Annotated in this window: 22 protein-coding genes; 11 read left to right on the plus strand and 11 right to left on the minus strand. The window is 58.3% G+C overall.

The features are described from left to right. Positions 1–11 precede the first annotated feature (11 nt). Positions 12–2,237, minus strand: coding sequence for a cation-translocating P-type ATPase (locus Q7U49_RS10850; protein WP_304764288.1), 2,226 nt, complete (start codon positions 2,235–2,237; stop codon positions 12–14). A 76-nt stretch (positions 2,238–2,313) separates the two neighbouring features. Here Q7U49_RS10850 and Q7U49_RS10855 point away from each other — a divergent pair, with 76 nt between their 5' ends. The 8 genes from Q7U49_RS10855 to Q7U49_RS10890 all read left to right on the plus strand — a co-directional run bounded on the left by Q7U49_RS10855 (position 2,314) and on the right by Q7U49_RS10890 (position 8,813). Further along, on the plus strand, positions 2,314–2,511 hold the full coding sequence (locus tag Q7U49_RS10855) for a heavy-metal-associated domain-containing protein (protein WP_304764289.1): 198 nt from the start codon (positions 2,314–2,316) through the stop codon (positions 2,509–2,511). 12 nt (positions 2,512–2,523) lie between these two features. Further along, a complete protein-coding gene (locus Q7U49_RS10860; protein ID WP_304764290.1) occupies positions 2,524–3,192 on the plus strand; it encodes a Crp/Fnr family transcriptional regulator in 669 nt (222 codons plus the stop codon). Between the two features lie 94 nt (positions 3,193–3,286). Further along, on the plus strand, positions 3,287–3,478 hold the full coding sequence (locus Q7U49_RS10865) for a DUF2892 domain-containing protein (protein ID WP_304764291.1): 192 nt from the start codon (positions 3,287–3,289) through the stop codon (positions 3,476–3,478). Between the two features lie 370 nt (positions 3,479–3,848). Further along, on the plus strand, positions 3,849–5,360 hold the full coding sequence (locus tag Q7U49_RS10870; protein ID WP_304764292.1) for a tetrathionate reductase family octaheme c-type cytochrome: 1,512 nt from the start codon (positions 3,849–3,851) through the stop codon (positions 5,358–5,360). 14 nt (positions 5,361–5,374) lie between these two features. Next, on the plus strand, positions 5,375–5,995 hold the full coding sequence (locus Q7U49_RS10875; protein WP_304764293.1) for a cytochrome b/b6 domain-containing protein: 621 nt from the start codon (positions 5,375–5,377) through the stop codon (positions 5,993–5,995). A gap of 43 nt (positions 5,996–6,038) precedes the next feature. After that, the gene (locus Q7U49_RS10880) at positions 6,039–7,814 is read left to right on the plus strand and encodes a DUF3373 domain-containing protein (RefSeq protein WP_304764294.1); all 1,776 of its coding nucleotides are present in this window, start codon (positions 6,039–6,041) and stop codon (positions 7,812–7,814) included. A gap of 33 nt (positions 7,815–7,847) precedes the next feature. Further along, the gene (locus tag Q7U49_RS10885) at positions 7,848–8,168 is read left to right on the plus strand and encodes a hypothetical protein (protein ID WP_304764295.1); all 321 of its coding nucleotides are present in this window, start codon (positions 7,848–7,850) and stop codon (positions 8,166–8,168) included. Positions 8,169–8,216: 48 nt separating this feature from the next. Then, positions 8,217–8,813 carry a rhodanese-like domain-containing protein gene (locus Q7U49_RS10890; RefSeq protein ID WP_304764296.1) on the plus strand — a complete coding sequence of 199 codons (597 nt, stop codon included), beginning with the start codon at positions 8,217–8,219 and terminating at the stop codon, positions 8,811–8,813. A gap of 27 nt (positions 8,814–8,840) precedes the next feature. On the opposite strand, the gene Q7U49_RS10895 is transcribed toward Q7U49_RS10890, so the two are convergent. Then, a complete protein-coding gene (locus Q7U49_RS10895; RefSeq protein ID WP_304764297.1) occupies positions 8,841–9,740 on the minus strand; it encodes a recombination-associated protein RdgC in 900 nt (299 codons plus the stop codon). A gap of 186 nt (positions 9,741–9,926) precedes the next feature. On the opposite strand from Q7U49_RS10895, the gene Q7U49_RS10900 reads away from it, so the two are divergent. The 3 genes from Q7U49_RS10900 to Q7U49_RS10910 all read left to right on the plus strand — a co-directional run bounded on the left by Q7U49_RS10900 (position 9,927) and on the right by Q7U49_RS10910 (position 11,684). Next, entirely contained in the window at positions 9,927–10,487 is a 561-nt protein-coding gene (locus Q7U49_RS10900) for a Spy/CpxP family protein refolding chaperone (protein WP_304764298.1), read from the plus strand. Between the two features lie 142 nt (positions 10,488–10,629). Further along, positions 10,630–11,472: a DUF2189 domain-containing protein gene (locus Q7U49_RS10905; protein ID WP_304764299.1), complete on the plus strand. Its 843-nt coding sequence runs from the start codon at positions 10,630–10,632 to the stop codon at positions 11,470–11,472. After that, positions 11,472–11,684 carry a DUF2788 domain-containing protein gene (locus tag Q7U49_RS10910; RefSeq protein WP_304764300.1) on the plus strand — a complete coding sequence of 71 codons (213 nt, stop codon included), beginning with the start codon at positions 11,472–11,474 and terminating at the stop codon, positions 11,682–11,684. The genes Q7U49_RS10905 and Q7U49_RS10910 overlap by 1 nt, the downstream gene beginning before the upstream one ends. Here the strand turns inward: Q7U49_RS10910 and Q7U49_RS10915 are convergent, their stop codons facing one another. The 9 genes from Q7U49_RS10915 to Q7U49_RS10955 all read right to left on the minus strand — a co-directional run bounded on the left by Q7U49_RS10915 (position 11,685) and on the right by Q7U49_RS10955 (position 20,975). After that, complete coding sequence (locus Q7U49_RS10915) at positions 11,685–12,263, minus strand: NnrU family protein (RefSeq protein WP_304764301.1); 579 nt, start codon at positions 12,261–12,263, stop codon at positions 11,685–11,687. 91 nt (positions 12,264–12,354) lie between these two features. After that, positions 12,355–13,941 (minus strand): gamma-glutamyltransferase family protein, encoded by a 1,587-nt coding sequence (locus Q7U49_RS10920; RefSeq protein WP_304764302.1) that lies wholly within the window; start codon positions 13,939–13,941, stop codon positions 12,355–12,357. A 145-nt stretch (positions 13,942–14,086) separates the two neighbouring features. Continuing rightward, positions 14,087–14,923 (minus strand): sulfite exporter TauE/SafE family protein, encoded by an 837-nt coding sequence (locus Q7U49_RS10925; RefSeq protein ID WP_304764303.1) that lies wholly within the window; start codon positions 14,921–14,923, stop codon positions 14,087–14,089. A gap of 20 nt (positions 14,924–14,943) precedes the next feature. After that, positions 14,944–16,269 carry a TRAP transporter large permease subunit gene (locus tag Q7U49_RS10930; RefSeq protein ID WP_304764304.1) on the minus strand — a complete coding sequence of 442 codons (1,326 nt, stop codon included), beginning with the start codon at positions 16,267–16,269 and terminating at the stop codon, positions 14,944–14,946. After that, positions 16,262–16,786, minus strand: coding sequence for a TRAP transporter small permease subunit (locus Q7U49_RS10935; RefSeq protein WP_304764305.1), 525 nt, complete (start codon positions 16,784–16,786; stop codon positions 16,262–16,264). The genes Q7U49_RS10930 and Q7U49_RS10935 overlap by 8 nt, the downstream gene beginning before the upstream one ends. Before the next feature lie 16 nt (positions 16,787–16,802). Beyond that, entirely contained in the window at positions 16,803–17,894 is a 1,092-nt protein-coding gene (locus tag Q7U49_RS10940) for a TRAP transporter substrate-binding protein (RefSeq protein ID WP_304764306.1), read from the minus strand. A 427-nt stretch (positions 17,895–18,321) separates the two neighbouring features. Beyond that, entirely contained in the window at positions 18,322–18,813 is a 492-nt protein-coding gene (locus Q7U49_RS10945; RefSeq protein ID WP_304764307.1) for an Lrp/AsnC family transcriptional regulator, read from the minus strand. A gap of 503 nt (positions 18,814–19,316) precedes the next feature. Beyond that, positions 19,317–20,411, minus strand: coding sequence for a DUF4238 domain-containing protein (locus Q7U49_RS10950; protein WP_304764308.1), 1,095 nt, complete (start codon positions 20,409–20,411; stop codon positions 19,317–19,319). Between the two features lie 6 nt (positions 20,412–20,417). Further along, positions 20,418–20,975, minus strand: a complete 558-nt coding sequence (locus Q7U49_RS10955) for a hypothetical protein (protein ID WP_304764309.1) — start codon at positions 20,973–20,975, stop codon at positions 20,418–20,420. Between the last annotated feature and the right edge of the window lie 16 nt (positions 20,976–20,991).

Raw genomic sequence — 20,991 nt, forward strand, 5'->3', positions numbered from 1 at the left:
GATTGACTTGATCAGTCAGATGCCTTGGGTTGCCAGCGCTTGAGCAGCAGTGCGTTGCTCATCACGCTCACCGAACTCAGCGCCATGGCGGCACCGGCCATCACCGGGTTCAAAAAGCCGAATGCGGCCAGCGGAATACCTGCCACGTTGTAAACAAAGGCCCAAAACAGGTTTTGCCGTATCTTGGCGACAGTGCGGTCCGAAATATCCAGCGCAGCAGCCACCAGCGCCAGGTCACCGCGCATCAGCGTGATGCCGGCTGCGTGCATGGCGACATCGGTGCCACCGCCCACATTGGCCATGGCCATGCCGACGTCAGCAGCGGCCAGCGCAGGGGCATCGTTGACCCCATCGCCCACCATCACCACGGTCAGGCCCTGTTGCTTGAGGCGGGTGATATGTTCGGCCTTGTCGCCCGGCAGCACGTCGCTGATGACCTCATCGGGCTGTAAACCGACGCGTTGAGCCATGGCCTGTGCCGCGCCTGAGTTGTCCCCCGACAGCATCATGACCCGGATACCGCGTGCCCGTAACGTGGCAATGGCGGCGCTGGCCTCGGCCTTGGGTTCATCGCCAAAAGCCAGCAGCGCCAGCGCCCGCAAGCTTGCCGGGGTCTGTTGCGCCATCGCCGCCAGCGTGGCTCCCCGGGTTGCCAAGATTTTTCGGCGTTCATCCAGTTCACCAAAATGCACGCCCAGCTCATCCATCCAGCGCACGCTGCCAATGACGTAATCGCCGCCATTGACCTGGCCACGCAGGCCCTTGCCCGGTGTGCTTTGCAATTGAGTCACCGCAGGCAAGGCCAGTTGTTTATCCTGGGCCGCTGTGACCACGGCTCGGGCCAGCGGGTGACCGCTGCCGCTTTGCAACGCAGCGGCCAGGGTCAACAGTGCATCCTGATCGGCATTGTCCGGCACCACAAAATCAGTCAGGCGCGCCTGTCCCAGCGTCAGCGTACCGGTCTTGTCGAACACCACCACTTCGGCCTTGTGGGCCAGCTCCAGCGCCTGCGCGTCCTTGATCAAAATACCGTGTTTGGCGGCCACGCCGGTGCCCGCCATGATGGCCGCGGGCGTGGCCAACCCCAGGGCGCAGGGGCAGGCAATCACCAGCACGGTGACGGCATTGATGACAGCCACTTCGAATGCTGCGCCACTGAGCCACCAGCCCAGCAGCGTGAGCAGCGCCAGCACCAGCACCACAGGCACAAACACGGCGCTCACCTTGTCGACCAGGCGCTGAATGGGCGCTTTGGCCGCCTGCGCATCTTCCACCAGCCGGATGATGCCCGCCAGCACGGTGTCGACACCGGTGGCGCTTACCTGCACGATGACCCGGCCATCGCCATTGAGCGTGCCACCTGTCACCTTGTCGTTGAGCGTTTTGGTTACCGGCAGCGGTTCGCCTGTGAGCATCGATTCATCAACCTGGGTTTGGCCCTCCCTGACCCGGCCGTCCACGGCAAAGCGCTCACCCGGGCGCACCACCAGTTCGTCGCCGACCAGTACTTCGTCAATCGGCACATCGACCTCGCCGTCCAGCCCCAGTAAATGCGCTGTCTCGGGCCGCAAGGCGTGTAACGCGCGAATGGCCGAGGTGGTCTGGCGCTTGGCGCGGGCCTCGAGCCACTTGCCCAACAGCACCAATGTGATCACCACGGCCGAGGCTTCAAAATAGAGGTGCGGCATGGTGCCGGGGTCAGCGCTTAGCCACAGCCAGACCGACAGCGCCCAGCCGGCACTGGTGCCCATGGCCACCAGCAGATCCATGTTGCCGCTCAGCGCCTTGAGTGAATGCCAGCCCGCCTTGTAAAAACGTGCGCCCAGAATGAACTGCACCGGCGTCGCCAGCACGAACTGCAGCCAGGCCGGCAACATCCAGTGCTGGCCAAACAAATCACCCAGCATCGGCAACATCAGCGGCAAAGACAACGCCAGGCCGAGTGCTACAGGACCAAAGCCGGCCCAACTTGATTCAGCAGGTGCGTCGATGGCGGCATTGGCAGCTACCGGCTCGTAGCCGGCATCGCGCACGGCACGGCGCAGCCGTGCCTCGATCTGGTCCGACGGCAGCACCATCACACGGGCCGATTCGGTGGCCAGATTGACGCTGACTTCTTGCACCCCAGGCACTTTTTTCAGGGCACGCTCGGCCCGGCCCACGCACGATGCGCAAGTCATGCCGTGGATGCCAAGGTCGATACGCAGGGTGTCCGTTGGAGTTTGGGATGTGTTCATTAAGCTTAAGCCTGAGTTTGCTGACAAGGTTCACAATACGCGCTTTGGTTGTCTCCGTATTTTCAAGGGATTTGAAATGAAGCAAATTTTTACCGTCACGGGCATGACCTGTGAGCATTGTGAAAAGGCGGTTGTTCGTGCGGTGCGACAGCTCGACCGCGCCGCAGAGGTGAAAGCCGACCGCACCCAGAACAGGGTTGAAGTGGATTCCGAGCAGCCACGTGAGGCCCTGGCCCAGGCCATCGCTGAAGAAGGTTACAGCGTGGCAGCGTGAGGCCCGCCATATATGAACGCTTTGGCTTCGATGGCGCTGCTGATTGACTTATACCCGTCACTGGCCCAGGTTCAGCCCGCGCCAGCGGCACCGGAATCAGGGCTGCAGCCCTTTGAGGTGCCTGCCAACACCGTGTTGTTCAGCGAAAACGCGCCGTGCCAGGGCTTTCCGCTGGTGTTGCAAGGGGAAATCAAGGTCTCGCGCCATTCGGGTGATGGGCGCTCGCTGGAACTTTACCGTGTGGTCCCGGGCGAGTTGTGCCTGGTCTCAAGCGCCTGCCTGTTTCGCGCCCAGCCGCTCACTGCCTTTGGCATCACCACCAAAGCCAGCACGCTGTTGCTGGTCAAACCGGATGTTTTCACGCGCTGGCTTGAACAGCCCGCATTTCGCGACGAGGTGCTGGGCCTGTTTGCCGAACGCATGGCGGACCTGACCAGCCTGATTGACGCGGTGGCGTTTCAACGGCTGGACCGTCGCCTGGCCGCGGCGTTGCTGGGGCGCGGTCAACAGCTTAACCTGACCCACCAGACCCTGGCTGACGAACTCGGCACGGTGCGCGAAATGGTGACCCGCTTGCTGCGCCGCTTTGAGCGCGAGGGCTGGGTCAGCCTGGGCCGCGAGCAAATTCAAATCGTCAATGGCGCCGCCTTGCGGACCCTCGTGAGCACCCAACCGACGTGAACACGCTCAGCTGGGTGACTTGAGTCACAGACCTGCTGGCCGATTGGCGTTGTAATCAGCCCTGTGTTTTTTCACCTGACCTCAAGGAGTTTTCATGAAATCAAATGTTGGCGGTATTGACCGCATTTTGCGCATTGTTCTCGGCCTGGTGCTGATTGGTTTGACCCTGACCGGCACCATCGGTGTCTGGGGTTGGCTGGGTGTGGTGCCGCTGGCCACGGGAGCCATTGGCTGGTGCCCGCCCTATGCCATCTTTGGTTGGAACACCTGCTCGGTGAAAAAATAGGCGAAAAAACAAATGAACGCTCAAAAAGCGGCTTTAAGCCGCTTTTTTTCGTTCCAACCGACGATCAGACTCTGGAACGAAGGATCCAGCGGAAACAAAACAACTGAATTTTGAAAAATCCATAAATGCTTTACTAAGCATGTAAATATATAAATTATTCTAAATGTGTTGATTTAAATCAGAGATTTAAGCAGGGGCGGTATTAGTATTAACCCTATGTTGTTGCTGTTGGTTTGCAACGGCTTCCAGCGAACAGCATTTGACTAGTACGGAGTTCTTGATGCGTATACCGAATTTCTTAATCGGCGTTTTAACCGCCATTTTTTTGCTTCAATCAGCTTCGGCAGTCACTGAAACAACCCCGCTCAAGGTGCCTCAATCCACCGCGGATCACAGCAAGTTCAAAATTCTGGACCAGGATTTTGCTTCTGGCCCCGACGTGACAAAGGCTTGTTTGAGCTGCCACACCGAGGCTTCCAAGCAAATCCATCAGACCCAGCATTGGAAATGGGAATACGTCAACCCGGAAACCAAGCAGGTACTGGGTAAAAAACACGTCGTCAACAACTTTTGTACGTCGGTGAAATCAAACGAAGCGGCCTGCAACAGCTGCCACATTGGCTACGGCTGGAAAGACGACACGTTTGACTTTGCCTCGCAAGAAAACGTGGACTGCCTGGCCTGTCATGACCACACTGGCAAGTATTCCAAACCGAGTGGTTTTGCCGGCAACCCGGTGGCCAAGGACACTGAGTTTCCCGCCGGTTCGGGCAAGATCGTCAGGGGCATCAATCTGAAAGAAATTGCCCAGAAAGTCGGTCCCACCACACGCAATACCTGCGGTGCATGCCATTTCAAGGGCGGCGGCGGTGACGGCGTCAAACACGGCGATCTGGACAGCTCGCTCGAGGCACCGGACAAGGCGCTTGACGTGCACATGGATGTCGATGGGCTGAATTTTTCCTGCGCCACCTGCCACAAGACCGATGGCCACCAGGTGTCGGGCAGTCGCTATGCCCCCACGGCCAAGGACAAGGAAGCTGCACACCTGCGCGGCGCCGGCAACAAGACCAATCCCGCCACCTGCCAGGCTTGCCACGGCCAGGCACCGCACCAGGTGGCCAAGCTCAATGATCACACCGCCAAAATCGCATGCCAGACCTGCCACATTCCAGCCTTCGCGCGTGGCGGTGTTCCAACCAAGATGACCTGGGACTGGTCGACCGCCGGCAAGCTTGACAAGGATGGCAAATTCCAGACCCTGCGCGACGAAAACGACTATGACACCTACATGACGATCAAGGGCGACTTCACCTGGGCCGAGAACGTCACACCTGAATACGTCTGGTTCAACGGCACGAACAAATACACCTTGATCGGCGACAAGATCGAGAAGGGCGACAAGCCGATTCAGATCAACGGCTTTGAGGGCAGCGCGACCGATGGCAAGTCCATGATCTGGCCGATCAAGGTGTTCCGCGGCAAGCAGCAATACGATCCCATCAACAAGTCGCTGGTCATCACCCACCTGGCGGGCAATGACGACACGGCCTATTGGAAAAACCTGGATTGGGTGAAAGCGGTAGAGGCTGGTATGGCCAAGGGCGGCGTCAAGTTCTCTGGTCAGGTGGACTTTATCGAGACCGAGAGCATGTGGGCGATCAATCACATGGTGGCGCCGAAAGAAAAAGCGCTGGGTTGTGTCGAGTGCCACGCCAACGCCGGTCGGCTAAACCAGATTGATGGTGTCTATATGCCGGGCCGCAGCCGCGACCACGCCCAGTGGCTCGAAATCGGGGGTTGGTTACTGGCCACCCTGACCCTGCTCGGGGTCCTCGGTCATGGCTTGATTCGCATCGTGGCGAACAAGCGCAATCGTTAATCAGGAGACCCATCATGGCACGCGTTTATCTCTTCAAACCCTTCGAGCGGTTCTGGCACTGGTGCCAGGCTGCACTGATCATTTTCATGCTGCTGACCGGTTTCGAAGTCCATGGAACCTATTCCCTCTTCGGCTTCGAAAAGGCGGTGGCTTACCACACCATTGCCGCCTGGACCTTGGTGGGGCTGTGGATCTTTGCCATCTTCTGGCATGTCACTTCCGGCGAGTGGCGCCATTACATCCCGACCACCCACAATATCTTTGTCATTGCGAAATATTACTCATCGGGCATCTTCAAGGACGAGCCGCATCCATTCCGCCCCAGCCTGAGTAACAAACATAACCCGCTACAACGCCTGACCTATCTGGCCGTGCTGACGCTGCTCAGTCCGCTACTCTGGTTGACCGGCTGGCTCTATCTGTTTTACGCCGACTGGCAGGCTTGGGGATTGGGGAAACTGCAACTGCAATGGATTGCGACCAGCCATACGCTGGGTGCCTTCCTGATGTTGGCCTTCCTGATCTCGCACCTGTATCTGGCCACCACCGGCCACAAGATCACCTCGCAGGTGAAGGCCATGATTACCGGTTGGGAAGACCTCGGGGACGACGCTGCACCTGGAAAAAAACATTAACGCGGCACATAAATTTTTATTGTTTAAACACTTGGAGTTATTCATGGACAAGAGGTTTCAGAAAAAACTGCTGGTCGCATTGATCACAGGCATGTTGATGCCGCTGGCCGCCAGCGCGGCAGATGCTGATTTGATGAGCAAGATTGAGGCAATGTCGCGCGAACTGGAGGCCTTGAAAGCCCAAGTCAAGGCGAACGAAGTCAAGTCGGCCCAGACGGCAGAGCAAGTCAAGGCGGTGGCCGCCAAGACCGAGTCAACCGAGGTCGCCGAACTGAAGAGCCAGGTCACCAGGCTGGAAGGTAAATCGCTCAGCAAGTGGCTCACCATTGGCGGTGATTACCGTTTTCGCTACGACTACCTGGAAGGGCAGAGCAAGACCTTTACCGATGTCTCGGCAACCTTTGCCAATGCGCAGACTTCGCTGCAAACAGCCATGCTTACGGATACGACCGGCACCGCCGCAGCGAACCTGGCTGGGTTGGCTCAATTCAGCAGTGCCATGATGGGCGTCCAAACCTACGATCAGGCGGTCGCATTCCAGCCGATGGTCGACGGAATGATGCCAGCTTTGGGCGCCTATGCCGTGACGGTTCCCGCCTACAAACCCAAAAACTCCAGCCTCTACAGCAACCGCTTCAACCTCAACCTGAACGCCAAGGCAACGCAGGATGTGTCGGTCACCGCCAACCTGGCCATGTACAAAGTGTTTGGTTCACAGACTGACAGCGCCGTCACCAATGCCGGCAGCGCGCCGTTTTTTGCCGACCGGGTCGGTGTCTTTGATGGCACGCTCAGCCATGTGCCCTCCAGCAGCAACCTGAATGTGGACCGCGTCTATGCCACCTGGAGCAACATTGCCGACCAGGAAATGTGGTTGTCGGTGGGGCGCAGGCCGTCGACCGGCGGTGCGCCGAGCAATTTGCGCAACAACACGGCAGTTCGACCCGGCAATGGCGGCACACCCTCGTTGCTGGTGGACTACGCCTTTGACGGCGTCACCCTGGGTTATGCACCCGAGATTGATGCCCTGCCGGGTGCCTATGCCAAGTTCTGCTACGGTCGTGGGTTTGAGAGCGGTTTTACCGACTTTACCGGCAACTCGCTCGAAGACACCGACATGGTGGGCATCTCTGTGGTGCCGATCGACACCGACCCGCTGCGTGTCTGGCTGCAGTGGAACCGCGGCATGAACATCTTTGATGCGCCCACCATGAGCAACACCTATTTTGGCAACACGGCGCCGAAAACCAATCTGGGTGACATCGACTGGTTTGGTGTCGGCTTCATGAGCACGCACAAGAATGTCGGACCTGGCACCCTGCAGGTTTTTGGCGATGTGGGCATGAGCATCACGCGCCCGAACAACAATGTGTCAGCCCAGTTTGGCTTTCAGGGTTTGATGACCGGTGCTTTTTTCAACCCGGAAGCGCCCAGCACCAAGAAGGGCACCGCAGTGGCCCTTGGCGTGCGGTATGACCTGCCTTCGCGGTCCAAGTTTGGTTTCGAGTGGAACCATGGCTCGAAAAACTGGATCACCTTTGCCCCGGCCGCAGACGACATGTGGACCGCCAAAATGGGTACCCGTGGCGACGTTTATGAAGCCTATTACATCCAGGAACTGGACCGCCAGCCCATTTCAAGCTTCTTCAGCAAGGCGTTTTTCCGCGTTGGTGTGCAGTACTACAAGTTTGACTACACCGGCAGCAACAACTGGGTTGGCGCACCGGTTGCCATCGGCGATGTCAATGGCAACCTGATGACCACCACGCCGCTGGAAGACGCCACCAACCTGTATGCCACTTTTGAAGTCAAGTTCTGATCTTTACCCATTCATTTCATTTAGGAGTACACCATGAAATCCAAACTTTCTTCCCTGATCATCGCCGCCGTGCTGGGCCTGTCCGGCGCAGCCTTTAGCGTCAATGCCTTGGCCGACGAAGGCAAGCTGGTCGGCCCGATCACCAAGATCACGATGGCCGCTGACGGCAAGTCGGCCACCGCCGTTCTGAAGGACGTCAAGGCTGGCACACCTGTCACCATCACCATCACCGATGACCTGACCCTGGAGAAATTCAAGGACAAGCGCATTGTCGAAGGCGACGAGATCCGGGCCCGCTTCGAAAAAGACGGCAAAAACACCAGCAAGTCGTTCAAGAAGACGGCCGGATGCTGAGGCCAGCGCCAGGGTCGGTTGCTTTTCACTGACCCTGGGGTTCAAGCAATGAACAAACGCATGGTCTGGGCTGTTGCGCTGGGCATGGCCTGGGCCGGATGCGCGCAGGCCACGGACGACCAACCGCTGCGCATCACCCGGGACAGCACCGAGTTTGTGGTGCAAACGCCCGGCGGGCCCCTGGTGATCAAGCGCAGCAAAACAGCCAGTGGCGTTGGTAAGGGCTTTGTGCAGGCGCTGGTGCCGCAGGTCGGCGTCACCCCGGTCACCGAGATCGAGGTGTTGCACGCCCTCAACGACCCGGCCACCATGGTCATCGACATGCGCGACGAAGATGAGCCGCTGAAATCCACCATCCCCAACAGCTACCACATTCCCTACAACGAGCTGGAAGACCGGCTCGATGTGCTGGGTTGTCAACGCCGTTCAGATAAGTCCTGGGACTGCGCCAGAGCCATCAAGATCGTGGCGTTCTGTCATGGCCCGATGTGCCTGCAAAGTCCCGCCGGCATCGCCATCATCGTGAGGATGGGCTATCCGGTCGAAAAAATCTCATACTACCGTGGTGGCATGACGGACTGGCAGGCGCTGGGCCTGACCACGGTCAGCGTCAACAGGCCACTGAGCACGCGACCGGTGCCCTGATTGGCCCAAGTAAGTGCCTGGCTTGACTCAGCCGGGCAGAACCCGCTCACCCCCCAGCGCTTCGAGCAGCGCCGGCAGCGCCTTTTGCAGCTCAGCGGTGGCAATCGCCACGTCGGCGTCAAAGCCGTCGTCCTTGCCAGCGCTGGCGCCTTCAAACACCACGTCAAGAAAAGCCAGCTTTTTAAGCTGCAGGCCCTCGGTCAGCACAAAGGAAACGCGGTCGTTCCAGGTCAGGGCCAGGCGGGTGGGCATTTTGCCGCCCTCGATGTGCTGCTTGACCTCTTCGGTATCGAGCCTGTGGCGGGCATAACGCACTACCGCTTTGGATTCATCGGCGGCCTTGAGTTCACACTCCCGGTCCACGCTGAAGCCTTGCGGGGCTTCCTGGCTGACCAGCCAGTCGGCCATGGCGGCGCCCGGCGAGATCTGGGTGTCGATCAAACTCAAGGCCAGGCCCGGCAGGCCTTGCACCAGCAGGGTGATCAGCTCGTCAGCACGGGCCTGACTGCCGGCATCGGTCACCAGCAACTGCGCTTCCCGGTCGAGCCAGACCCGGGTGCTGGACTGTTTGGTGAACGCCATCGGCAACAACTCTAACCGGATGTCGTCCTTCAGGTCACGAGTCTCCTTTTTGCCTGGTTTTCGGCCGGTGCTGGCTTCGATCTGGGCGACCCGCTCCTGGGCCTTGCGGTTGACCACCGAGGCGGGCAGGGCACGGACCTCAAGCATGAGCTTCAAAATCCATTGGCCTGCCACCGCTTCCAGCAGCGGTCCGTTGGCCTCGCCACGCGGTGCCACCCACCCCACTGATTTTTCCTGACTGGCACCACATTCAACAAAAGGGTTGTCTTGCAGGCGGGCCTCCACTTGCTCGGCGGTCAGGCTCCAACCCGGAGCGATGCGGTACATGATGACATTCTTGAACACAGAGAACTTTCTAAAGATAACGACAATGCGAAACCGCCAATCATCCCATTAATTCCGGAAAAAACGGGCTGAAAAACTTTACAAAGCTTTCACGCATCCTTATGGTCGCGATACACAGGCGGCGCACACTTCTCTTCACGCCGATGCCACTTTCTGGTCATTGGTCTTAACTTGAAGGACATGACGATGAAAACCAATCTCAAAATTTCCCTGGTTGCCGGTTTGCTGATGGCTGCCGGCTTGGCTTATTCACAAGGCCCCATGGGGGGTGCGCCCTGCGATATGTCAGGCCCCCATGGCATGATGCAAGGTCAAGGCATGATGCAAGGTCAAGGCATGAGCCAGCGTGGCATGGGCAAGATGGATCCAGCCAAGATGCAGGTCATGATGGACAAGCGCCATGCAGCCCTGAAAGCGCAACTCAAGATCACCCCGACGCAAGAAGCGGCCTGGACCGACTTTCTGGCCAGTCACAAAGGTCCTGCCGGCATGAAAGGCCAGCCTGCGGCCATGCCTGACATGAGCAAGCTCACCACGCCCGAGCGCCTGGACAAAATGAAAGAGCTGCGTGCCCAGCACATGGGCGAGATGACCGCCGCCATGGACCAGCGCGCCATGTCAACCAAGGCGTTTTATGCGGTGCTGACACCGGAACAGCAAAAGGTGTTTGATGCCCATGCCATGCAAGGCCGCGGGTCACACAAAGGCATGCATGGTGGCAAGGGCATGATGCAACCCAAAGTCTGAGTTTTGACAAGCCGGGTTGTTGGCGCCAGACCCTCAGGGGCGGCATTCGCAAAGCGCGGATGCCGCCCCTGGTCTTTTTGGACCCGCAACGGCCCGCTTGCCCGCTTATGGCAATATTCGCCTGTTTCAATTTTTACCAGCCATGTCCAACTCTTTGCCATCTGCCCGAAATCCGGCTTCCTCCAGCGCCTCGATCATCGTCCGTACCATTGGCACGGCTCAGCCGATCTCGTGGTTGCTCAGGGCCTGGCATGACCTGATGCGCTGCGGCTGGATCAGCGTTTTGCACGGGGTGGCGATCGCACTGATTGGCGCGCTCATGCTGTGGCTGGCGCATGATCGTTTCTGGTTCATGGCGGGTGCGTTCTCGGGTTTTTTGTTGGTGGGCCCGGTGCTGGCCACCAGCCTGTATGCCTTGAGCCGTGGTCTGGAGCGTGGTGACAAACCCGGTTTGGCCAAGGTGCTGGAAACCTGGCTCAACTGGAAACATGGCCGGGTGCAAGCCTGGGGCGAGGCGCAATGGCGCCTGGTGCAGTTTGGTGTCTTGCTGGCGCTGGCGGGCACCGCCTGGGTACTTGTTTCTGCGGGGCTGATCACCTGGCTGGCACCTGTGCCCATCACCTCGCCCTTGGTTTTTATTGAACAGGTGGTGTTGGCCAGGGAGGGTTGGCTGTTCGAGATCTGGCTGGCCCTGGGTGGGGCGCTGGTAGCCCCCATTTTTGCCTCGACGGTCATCACCATCCCCTTGTTGTTGGACCGTCAGGTCAGCATCGGGCAGGCCATCGCGGCGAGCTGGCAGGTGATCTTTGCCAACCCGGTGCCCATGGCCTTTTGGGGTGCCCTCATCATGCTGCTGACCTTGTTGGGTTTTGCCACGGCCCTCATCGGCCTGGTGCTGCTGGTACCGCTGCTCGGCCATGCCAGCTGGCACGCTTACCGCGACCTGCTGGACGTGTCTGCCTTGCCGGAACAGGAGCAGCGCTGATGTTTGGTTTTACCGAGGAGCAAATCGCCGCCTTTGGCATGACTTTTGGCGTCGGTGGCCTGATGCTCTACATGTTGTTCATCATTGGCCAGTTGGCCTGGGAGTCCAAGGCGGGCAAGTTTGGCTTTTTTGTCATGATGCTGGGACTGGCCTTTGGCATGGTGGGTTTTGTTGCCAAGTACATGATCCAGTGGCTGATGGGGATTAAGTAGTCAGCCAAAAGGCCGAACTCCGATCAGCAGGCCGTGCAGCCAGAGCGTAAACGCGATCCAGAGCGCGACCCCCAGCGCCACGGTAATGCCAGTTGCGCCCGTGTTGCCCTGTGAATACCGTGTGTCACCCTGCTCGTCACGTTTTTTGGCAGCCAGGAAAACCAGAACTGACCAAACCAGAAACGTGCCAAACAAGATGACATGGGCCAGGTTGCCGTTGGCCAGCAAATGGGCCAGCGCCCAGAGCATCACGGCAGCCGTCATGGGGTGGTGCAGGCGTGCCTTGATCCGGTTGCCCGGCACGTAAGCAGCGGCCAGCAGCACAAAGCTCAACAAGGTCAACAACAGCGCCAGATGGCGCAGCGCCAGCGGCGGGCTCCACAGCTGTACCGGCATTTGCCGCGCCTGACCAAAGCCCCATGTGATCAGAACAAACCCCAGCAAGGACAGCAGTGTGTACAGCGCACGCCAGCGCAAAGCCCCCAGCCTGGCCCGGGTGCGGGTACGCCAGCCGTCGGCCACGATCCGCACCGAATGCGTGCCCACAAACAGCAACAGCCCCAGGATCAGGTAAAGCATAGGACGCGTGGTGATCTTTCGCTCAAAGCGTGCGACGTGGATGAAACAAGCTTTTGATTTGACCACAGGCTGGGCATCCCCAGCATCAAGGCTAGACGCCGCAGGCCGCACCGTCGCTGCGCGGATCGGCAGCGCCTTCGATCAGGCCAGTGGGGTGGCGTACCAGGGCGCCGGCATGACCCATGGTGTCGCTGAAGGCTTCGTCCAGCAGCTCGACCTGATGCCCCGCCGCTTTGAGGGACGCCACCAGCGCCGGGGCGAATCGGTTCTCCAGCTTCAGTGAGGTACTGACATCACCCCAGGTGCGGCCCAGCAGCCAGCGCGGTGCTGTCACCGCTTGCTGCAAGCTTTGCCCAAAGCGCGCATAGCGGGTGAACACCGCTGCCTGGGTTTGCGGCTGGCCCTCACCACCCATGGTGCCGTAAGGCATGACGCGGCCGTCATCAAACAAGGCCAGCGATGGATTCAGGGTGTGAAAGGGTTTGTGGCCGGGCTCCAGCGTGTTCAGGGCGCTTGGGTCGAGCGAGAAACTGGTGCCCCGGTTTTGCCAGGTCACACCCGTGTCTTGCAGTACCACGCCAGAACCAAACTCCCAGTACACACTTTGAATGAAACTGACCGAGCGCCCTTTGTTGTCAATGGCGCCCATCCAGATCGTGTCGCCGGGTGCCGCCATGTCGGGCCAAGGCAGCGCCTGCTGTGGGTCAATCTGGCTGGCCAGCGCGTCCAGCGCCTCGGGGGTGAGAAAACTCTTGGGGTCGGCGGGCAGGCGCCTGGGGTCGGTGACCACGCGGTCGCGCACCCGGAAAGCACGCTTGGTCGATTCCACCAGGCCGTGCAGGTGGGCAAAACCCTCGCCCTCGGTCACCCCCAGTCGCTCAAACAGCCCCAGAATCATCAGTGCCGACAAGCCCTGGGTGGGTGGCGGCAAGTTGTAGACCGTGCAGTCATTCAGGCGCACCGCCAAGGGTTCCACAATCTGGGCGTGGTAGGCCGCCAGGTCGGCGGTGCGCAGCGGGCTGCCGACCCGCTCTAGCTCGGCCCCCATGCGCTGGGCCAGCTCGCCACGGTAAAAATCATCCAGCCCGCGCTCGGCCAGCGTCGCCAGGGTGCGACCCACGGCCGGCTGCTTGAGCACGTGGCCCACAGGTGGCGGCAAACCATTGACCAGATAGGTGTCGGCAAAACCGGGCGCGTCTTTGAGGCCGTCAAACTTTTGCTGGGTGAGCTGCGCCTGGCTGGCCGTCACGGCCACGCCGTCGTGCGCATGGCGTATGGCGTCGGCCAGCAGCCTTGAGAGCGGCAGGGCCTGGCCCCACGGTGCCGCCACCTCCAGCGCCTTGGCCCAGCCGCCCACGGTGCCAGCGACGGTGAGCGCTGCTTTGGGGCCGCGTGACGGAATCGCATCCAGGCCGTCATAAAAGGCCCGGTCCGCCAGACCGGCCGCAAAGCCGCAGGCGTCAATGGCCACCGGGGGTTTGCCCGGCTCATGGATCAGCCAGAAGCCATCGCCACCCAGGGCGTTCATGTGCGGATAAACCACGGCAATGGCGGCGGCTGCTGCCACCATGGCCTCGACCGCGTTGCCACCGTCGCGCAGCACATCGCGGCCCGCTTGCGCCGCCAGGTGGTGGGGGGCTACCTGCATGCCGCCCAGGGCGGTGCGTGTGTGAATCATGGGAGTCTCCTTGGAAAAACTTGCGGGTCAGACCACTCGCGCAGTGACGTGCTCTGACCCCAACTCGGGTGATAGGCTTGCGGGTCAGACCACTCGCGCAGCGACGTGCTCTGACCCCAACTGATTAATGAAGATGTCATGGTCTCTAGCTCAGCAAGCCGTAAAACATGCGCAGCGAGGTCAGCGTCAGAAACAGGGCAAACACCTGGCGCAAACGCCGGGCATCAATGGCATGGGCCAGCCGCGCACCCCAGGCCGTGGTCACCATGGTGGCCGGCACGATCAGCGCCATGCCCAGAAAATTGACATACCCCACGCTGGCTGGCGGCAGGTTGGGCACCCCCAAACCGTTGATGAGAAAGCCCAAAGCGCCCGGCAAACTGATGACCATGCCCAGCGTCGCCCCGGTACCCACGGCGGTGTGCATGGGCGTGCGGTAGGCATTCAAGATAGGCACACTCAGGGTGCCGCCACCGATGCCCATGAGCGTGGAAATGCCGCCAATGGCGCCACCGATCAGCGATGTGCCCACAGGCCCTGGCAGGCCGTCACCCAAAGAAAAACCGTCACGCTTGAACGCCATGTTGATCGCCACCAGCAGCGCCATCACCGCAAACACCGCCGTCAATACCCGCCCGCTGAGAAAACCGCTGAGCACCGAGCCCACCAGCACACCCACCACCACCGACGGCATGAGCTTTTTCAGCAAGGCCAGATCCAGGCTGCCGCGCTTGCGGTGCGCCCGCGACGACATGATGGATGTCGGAATGATGGTGGCCAGCGAGGTGCCCACCGTGACGTGCATGCGCACCGATTCGTCAACGCCCAGCAGCGTAAACAAGTGATAGAGCACCGGCACGATGACAATGCCGCCGCCCACGCCCAGTAGCCCGGCCAGAATGCCCGCCACCACGCCGGTCGCCAGCAAAGCCAGCGCCAGCCCGAGCAGCCAAGCCGCGCTGTAGTTGTTAAACAGTTCCATGCAAACGCCCTCGTTGAGGCTTACCAGCCAATCGCCTGGGGCAACCACAATGCCACCTGGGGAAACTTGAACAAAATCACCAGCGCGACACCCTGCATGGCAATGAATGGCAGTACCCCTTTGTAAATGTCCTTGATCGAGATACCCACCGGCGCCACGCCTTTCAGGTAAAACAAGGCCCAGCCAAATGGAGGCGTCAAAAACGAGGACTGCAGATTGAGGGTGATCAACATGGCCAACCACACCGGGTCAACACCCTGCGCCAGCAAAATTGGCAAAAAAAGCGGCACCGCGATGTAGCTGATCTCGATCCACTCGATAAAAAACCCGAGCAGAAAAATCATCAGCATCATGAACCACACGGCGGTGTCGACACCCCCTGGCAGCATCTCGAACAGCCGGGCAATCAAGTCTTCACCATGGAGCCCGCGAAACGACAACGCAAACACCTGCGCCGCCATCAGGATGAACATCATCATGGCTGTGATTTTGCTGGTGTCGAGCGCCACGGCGTGCAGGGTTTTCCAATTCAAACGGCCTGACAGCGCGGTGATCAGCACGGCCCCCACCGCCCCCATGGAGGCGGCCTCGGTGGGGGCAGCCACCCCGCCCACAATCGAGCCCAGCACCGCCACCACCAGCATGATCGGCGGCACCACCACCTTGATAAACCGCACCCCGAGTTCCCGCCGGGTGACGTCGTTGCGCTCGGCCAGCGGAATCGGTGGCATGGCGTTCGGGTCCAGCATGCCACGCACCAGCAGGTAGACGATGTAGAGCGCAGCCAGCATCATGCCCGGCCCCACCGCCGCCGCAAACAGCGTACCCACTGACAACTGCATGATGTCTGACAGCAAAATCAGGATCAGGCTGGGCGGAATGATTTGCCCCAGACAGCCCGAAGCACAAATCACCCCGCAGGCCAGACCTTTGTCGTAGCCGCGGCGCACCAGCGTGGGCAGCGCCAGCAGGCCCAGCGTGATCACCGTGGCCCCCACAATGCCGGTCGTGGCGCCCATGAGCACACCGAACAACACAATGCCCACCCCCATGCCGCCGCGCAGGCCACCCGCAATGTGGCCCATGACATCCAGCAGGTCATCGGCCAGGCGCGACTTTTCTAGCATCACACCCATGAACACAAAGAGCGGAATGGCCATCCACTGGTAACCCGCCACAATGCCGTAAAAACGTGCCGGCAGCAGACTGAACAACGAATCGCCAAAGCCCAGATAGCCAAAGACAAAGCCCACTGTGGCCAGGCTGGTGGCCACCGGAATACCGATCATCAGCAAGCAGAAAAAACCCACCAGCATCAAGATGGCGTAAGTCTGGGGTTCAAACATCGTCCAACTCCCCTGGTGCCCGGTAGGTTTGCACAATGCGCATCAACTGCCCGGCCGACTGCAGCACCAGCAGGCTGTAGCCCAGCGGAATCAGCCCCTTCACCAACCATCTAAAGGGGATGCCACCGGGGTCTGGCGACTGTTCGTTGATGGCATAAGCCTGACCCACATAACCCAGTGACAGCACCACAAAGAGCAGCGCCACCACCATGATCAACAGCACCGACACCACGTCCACCACATACTTGGCGCGGGTGCTGTAGCGCGCGTAAAACAGGTCTACCCGCACGTTGTCCCCACGCAAAAGCGCATGGCTCATGCCCAGCAAGATGAGTGCTGCCAGAAGATGCCACTCCAGCTCTTGCGCCCAGACCGACCCCAGACTGAACGCGTAGCGCAGCAGCACATTGACGGCAACCAGTGAGATCATGGCCAGCGCCACCCAGGCGGTCAGCTTGCCAATGTGGTCAATCGACGCTTCGATGCCGACAACGGCACGGGTGATCGTGTTCTGCATGGGTGGGACTCTGGGCTTAACCGCGCACGGTGCTGTGGTAAGCACCTTCGCTGACATCGGCCCAGCGTTGGTACTTGGCCATGAACGCCATGTAAGAGTCGTGCACCTTCTTGGTCATGGGGTCCTTGGCCACGGCTTCGGTCAGCACCTTGTCGGTTTCCGTCCGCAGCGCCTTGATCACGCCCTCAGGCAGCGGCTTGGCGATGACCTTCTGGTTCTTGATCAGGTCTTCCATGGCATCGGCATTGGCCTTCTGGCACCAGGCCTCGCTGATCACGTTGCAGGCTGCGGCGGCGTTTTGCACAATGGCCTGCAAGTCCTTGGGCAGCGTTTGCCAGGCCGCCTTGTTGATCAACAACTCGGACACCGTGGCCGACTCGTGCCAACCGGTGGTGTAGTAGTACTTGGCCGCCTTGTGTAGCCCCAGGCGACGGTCCTGGAACGGGCCAACAAACTCGGCCGCATCAATCACGCCGCGCTCCAGCGCCGGGAAAATTTCACCGCCTGGCAGCACCTTCACATCGACACCCAGGTTGGCGTACACCTTGCCCGCCAGGCCGGGAATACGCATCTTCAAGCCCTTCAGGTCGGCCACGGTCTTGATCTCTTTTTTGAACCAGCCGGTCATCTGCACCCCGGTATTGCCACACGGCATGGCCACCATGCCAAAGGGCGCGTACACCTCGTTCCACAGGTCAATGCCGCCGCCGTCGTACAGCCAGCCGTTCATGCCCTGGAAGTTCATGCCAAAAGGCACCGCCGTGAAGTACTGCGCGGCAAAGGTTTTGCCGGTCCAGAAATAGCTGTTGGCGTGGTTCATTTCCACTGTGCCGGCGCGTACGGCGTCAAAGCCCTCAAAGGCCGGGATCAACTCACCCGCGCCAAACACCTGAATGTTGAGCCGACCATCAGACATCTCCTTGATGCGCTTGGCCAGGTCGGTGGCGCTGCCGGGGCCATCGAAGTAAAACGGCGACCCCTTGGGGTAGGCACTGGTCATTTTCCAGTTGAAAGTTCCCTTGCTTTGGGCTTGAACGAGCGACGGTGCGCTCAATACACCACCAGACAAGGCAGCGGTCGTGAGAAATTTGCGGCGAATCAGTGTCATGTGAAATGGCTCCAGTTGCAATTGAGGGTTAACAGTCGTACGAAACCGTTTGTAAGGCGGTCTATCTACCCCTATGCAAAAGCCATGCCATCATAAAAATTGATTTAAGTTGTTGTTTTATAAGAGTTTATTTAAATAAAAAGGAAGCCCCTGAAAAGTCGCCGCACACGGAAAAAGCGAGTTTTTCAAAAAATGATTGTTTCGAATGTTTGTTAAATGAGGTCTTCAAGGTCATTTGTATGGTGATGAGCACCACTTTGGTTTGCTTGAGTTCGCGCAACGACTCAAAACAGCCACCAAAAATGACAATTGGCAACGAAGCCCCTCGGTGCACATCTAACGTGCACCTGCACCACAACGGGGTAAACCCTTAATCAGCTGAGGTCAGAGCAAGTCGCTTTGCAAGCGGTCTGACCCGCTTGCATTTCTAAAGGCGGGCGCCACCGCGCCGGTTTTTGACACGGGTCATCAGCGTCTTGCAGTCCACGGACAAAATTTCAGGCCGGTTGAAGATGCGCTTGCGCACAAAGGCGTCAAAAGTTTCCATGCTGTCGGTGAGCGCATGGATGTGCAAACTTTGCAAGTCACTCATGATGTAGAGACTCACCACTTCATGGCAGTCTGCCAACTCCTGGGCGACGGCTTCAAGCGCCGCAGGTGCCACACGAATGTCAACAAAAGTCGAAATCACTTTGCCCAGCTTTTCCGGGTTGATGACCGCCCCGAACAGCTCGATCACACCACTGCTAACGAGCACCTGCACACGGGCGCGGGCATAGGCCCGAGACACGCCAAGCTGGCGTGCAATGTCGGCAAAGGAGGCACGGCCATCCTTGACCAAAATATTGAGCAAGGCGCTGTCCAGCTTGCTCAAGGTGGCGCTGGTCGCTTCTTGGGGAACAGGGGGTGGTGTGGTCATGGTTTGCTATTCGGTGCAAATATAGTCGTAAACAGGCACCTGGCATTCATGCGGGTTAGCGGCCTGGCAAATTGACAATAGTCGAGTTGAAGTCGTAAACAACTTTACACCATTGATCACCGCGATTGGGTCTCGCAGCGTCTGAACTTGCCAGAGCTGAGCACTTTGGCTGCCGTCAACCGGTCCGTCGTCGCTGACTCTTGAGTGCCCAAAGCTGTCAGCCGTCGTCGGCGGAAGCAGTCATTCAACTTTGCTCAGGAAAATCATTAAGCTGACTGTCATCGTCGAAGGGTAATGTGTGTCGAATGGTTGGCTCTACGCGTGTTAATTTCATTTACACGTGACGCCAAAAAACCGACAGCGATGTACTTCCGTTTGGCGTCATGTCGGGCATCCTCTCCCTCCAATTGGAGTGCCTGCTGCAGTCCTTCAGCCCGAAGTACCATCAAGCATGTGTCGTATGGAATGCGTCAGTGACATGGTTCGCATTGATCAATGCGATGTCAAGGCGAAGATGACTCTCTCCAATAGCCACCCACATTCCTGAACGATGTTTGCGCAGCGCGTATATATCCTGCGCCAGTGCCGTTTGTGTAAACGTACCCATTCGAGCGCATTTTCAATTGAGTTGGCCATGATAACGGGCGCGGCATGAGTGACTCGGTATGGATTAATGCCTCATTATGGTCGTCGGCTTCTTTTCTTTTTACTGTACGGTAGACTTTGTGGTCTCCTTCTACTCGGTCGAGAACAGCATAATTTACGCGGTGTCGAAACAGTAACCTTTGCTTTTCGATAGAACGACAACTTCTGTAAACCCATTCGCGATGTTCCCATTCCCGAAAGTAAATGTTGGCCTGAGCATTTAAGAACTGATGCTCATTGATTGCAGCAACATCTCGATCTCTGCGCAAGTCCGACCATCCTCTCTCGTGTGAAAGGTTATAAACGTCGCCGTCATAGGCCACGCACATTACACGGGGGCTCAGTGGAAGAAAGAAAGTTACCCCACAAGCCATCATTCCCGCAGAATTATGCTGCACCCGGGGATCCACCATATGCCAGCGGTTGCTCATTACGGAGGGATCGTCCGACGTGACGAAGGGTCGGGATGTCCTGTTACGCAATAAACAAACCTTCAGGTCATCAATGACATGCATCATGCTGGAGAAATTTCGCATCGCCATCTGAACGGCCTCTTTGATGGATGGTTTGAAATCCGGTATGCCTGGATCAATGACGCTATTCATGCTGTCGAGCATTTCTACATTGCGACGTGAGGCGGCTTCAGTTCTTATGTACTGAAAGATCATAAAAATCCGCAGAACAACGCGATCGGCCTCTGTTAAATGGTAGCCGGGCTTATGAATCCGTGATACGACTGCAGCGTACTCACCTTCTATTCTTTGAATCGCACTCTCAAGTTGGAAATCTTGACCGTAAAAGTAATCGCCAGAGCACTGGTTCTTTACTGGAGCACCAGAAATACAGCGATTCCTATCCAAATTAAGAATGTTTATGGCCAAGTTTTCACCGTTGTGGGTAAAAGACTTTAAATAGCACCTGGGAACGAAATGCTGGTTTTTATTTGTGGCCACGGTTAATTATGCGGCCCGTATATGCGCTGCTAACATTGACGCTAGTTCAATATACGACTTAGCATCATTTTCACTGAGATTCAACTCTTTCGCATGTGCAACTTTATTACGGAGCTGCCTAAGTTTGTTGAATGTTTCGAGCTGATTTTTGTCTATTACTTTGCATTGAAGCAGGTATTCACCAAGTTTTGGATAGTTTCTAAATATCTCGTTTGGTGGCTTATTCCAGAAGGAACTAGCGATTGTGGTGGCCGCAGATTCGACCTCAAGCCACGCCTCCATAATGGCAGCGCGAGTGGAGTACGAAACAAGATTTAATAGACGAGCCTCTGTGGAGGCTTGCGTGAGCTGTTCTTGTATTTTTGTAGGCTCCAATCCCGCCGCAACGGCTTTTAGTTCAGCCACCTCTTTAGAAAACTCGATTTCAAGCTCTTTATATTTTAGATTTCGAAGGAATGGCAGGAGCTCAACGACAGGCTTCCTGAGCATCAGCGCCAAAATAACTGCGGCGGTTGGCCATGCTAAGGATTTAATTGCTTCTGACAAGAATGTGAGAATGTCCATCTACTATCAATACTCC

It is taken from the genome of Rhodoferax sp. (assembly GCF_030653815.1).
Classification (GTDB): Bacteria; Pseudomonadota; Gammaproteobacteria; order Burkholderiales; family Burkholderiaceae_C; genus Rhodoferax.

Excerpts from the sequence above, each read along its gene's own strand:
- Q7U49_RS10850 (WP_304764288.1), bottom strand. The coding sequence starts at position 2,237 with ATGAACACATCCCAAACTCCAACGGACACCCTGCGTATCGACCTTGGC.
- Q7U49_RS10855 (WP_304764289.1), top strand. The coding sequence starts at position 2,314 with ATGAAGCAAATTTTTACCGTCACGGGCATGACCTGTGAGCATTGTGAA.
- Q7U49_RS10860 (WP_304764290.1), top strand. The coding sequence starts at position 2,524 with ATGAACGCTTTGGCTTCGATGGCGCTGCTGATTGACTTATACCCGTCA.
- Q7U49_RS10865 (WP_304764291.1), top strand. The coding sequence starts at position 3,287 with ATGAAATCAAATGTTGGCGGTATTGACCGCATTTTGCGCATTGTTCTC.
- Q7U49_RS10875 (WP_304764293.1), top strand. The coding sequence starts at position 5,375 with ATGGCACGCGTTTATCTCTTCAAACCCTTCGAGCGGTTCTGGCACTGG.
- Q7U49_RS10880 (WP_304764294.1), top strand. The coding sequence starts at position 6,039 with ATGGACAAGAGGTTTCAGAAAAAACTGCTGGTCGCATTGATCACAGGC.
- Q7U49_RS10885 (WP_304764295.1), top strand. The coding sequence starts at position 7,848 with ATGAAATCCAAACTTTCTTCCCTGATCATCGCCGCCGTGCTGGGCCTG.
- Q7U49_RS10890 (WP_304764296.1), top strand. The coding sequence starts at position 8,217 with ATGAACAAACGCATGGTCTGGGCTGTTGCGCTGGGCATGGCCTGGGCC.
- Q7U49_RS10900 (WP_304764298.1), top strand. The coding sequence starts at position 9,927 with ATGAAAACCAATCTCAAAATTTCCCTGGTTGCCGGTTTGCTGATGGCT.
- Q7U49_RS10905 (WP_304764299.1), top strand. The coding sequence starts at position 10,630 with ATGTCCAACTCTTTGCCATCTGCCCGAAATCCGGCTTCCTCCAGCGCC.
- Q7U49_RS10910 (WP_304764300.1), top strand. The coding sequence starts at position 11,472 with ATGTTTGGTTTTACCGAGGAGCAAATCGCCGCCTTTGGCATGACTTTT.
- Q7U49_RS10915 (WP_304764301.1), bottom strand. The coding sequence starts at position 12,263 with ATGCTTTACCTGATCCTGGGGCTGTTGCTGTTTGTGGGCACGCATTCG.
- Q7U49_RS10920 (WP_304764302.1), bottom strand. The coding sequence starts at position 13,941 with ATGATTCACACACGCACCGCCCTGGGCGGCATGCAGGTAGCCCCCCAC.
- Q7U49_RS10925 (WP_304764303.1), bottom strand. The coding sequence starts at position 14,923 with ATGGAACTGTTTAACAACTACAGCGCGGCTTGGCTGCTCGGGCTGGCG.
- Q7U49_RS10930 (WP_304764304.1), bottom strand. The coding sequence starts at position 16,269 with ATGTTTGAACCCCAGACTTACGCCATCTTGATGCTGGTGGGTTTTTTC.
- Q7U49_RS10935 (WP_304764305.1), bottom strand. The coding sequence starts at position 16,786 with ATGCAGAACACGATCACCCGTGCCGTTGTCGGCATCGAAGCGTCGATT.
- Q7U49_RS10940 (WP_304764306.1), bottom strand. The coding sequence starts at position 17,894 with ATGACACTGATTCGCCGCAAATTTCTCACGACCGCTGCCTTGTCTGGT.
- Q7U49_RS10945 (WP_304764307.1), bottom strand. The coding sequence starts at position 18,813 with ATGACCACACCACCCCCTGTTCCCCAAGAAGCGACCAGCGCCACCTTG.
- Q7U49_RS10955 (WP_304764309.1), bottom strand. The coding sequence starts at position 20,975 with ATGGACATTCTCACATTCTTGTCAGAAGCAATTAAATCCTTAGCATGG.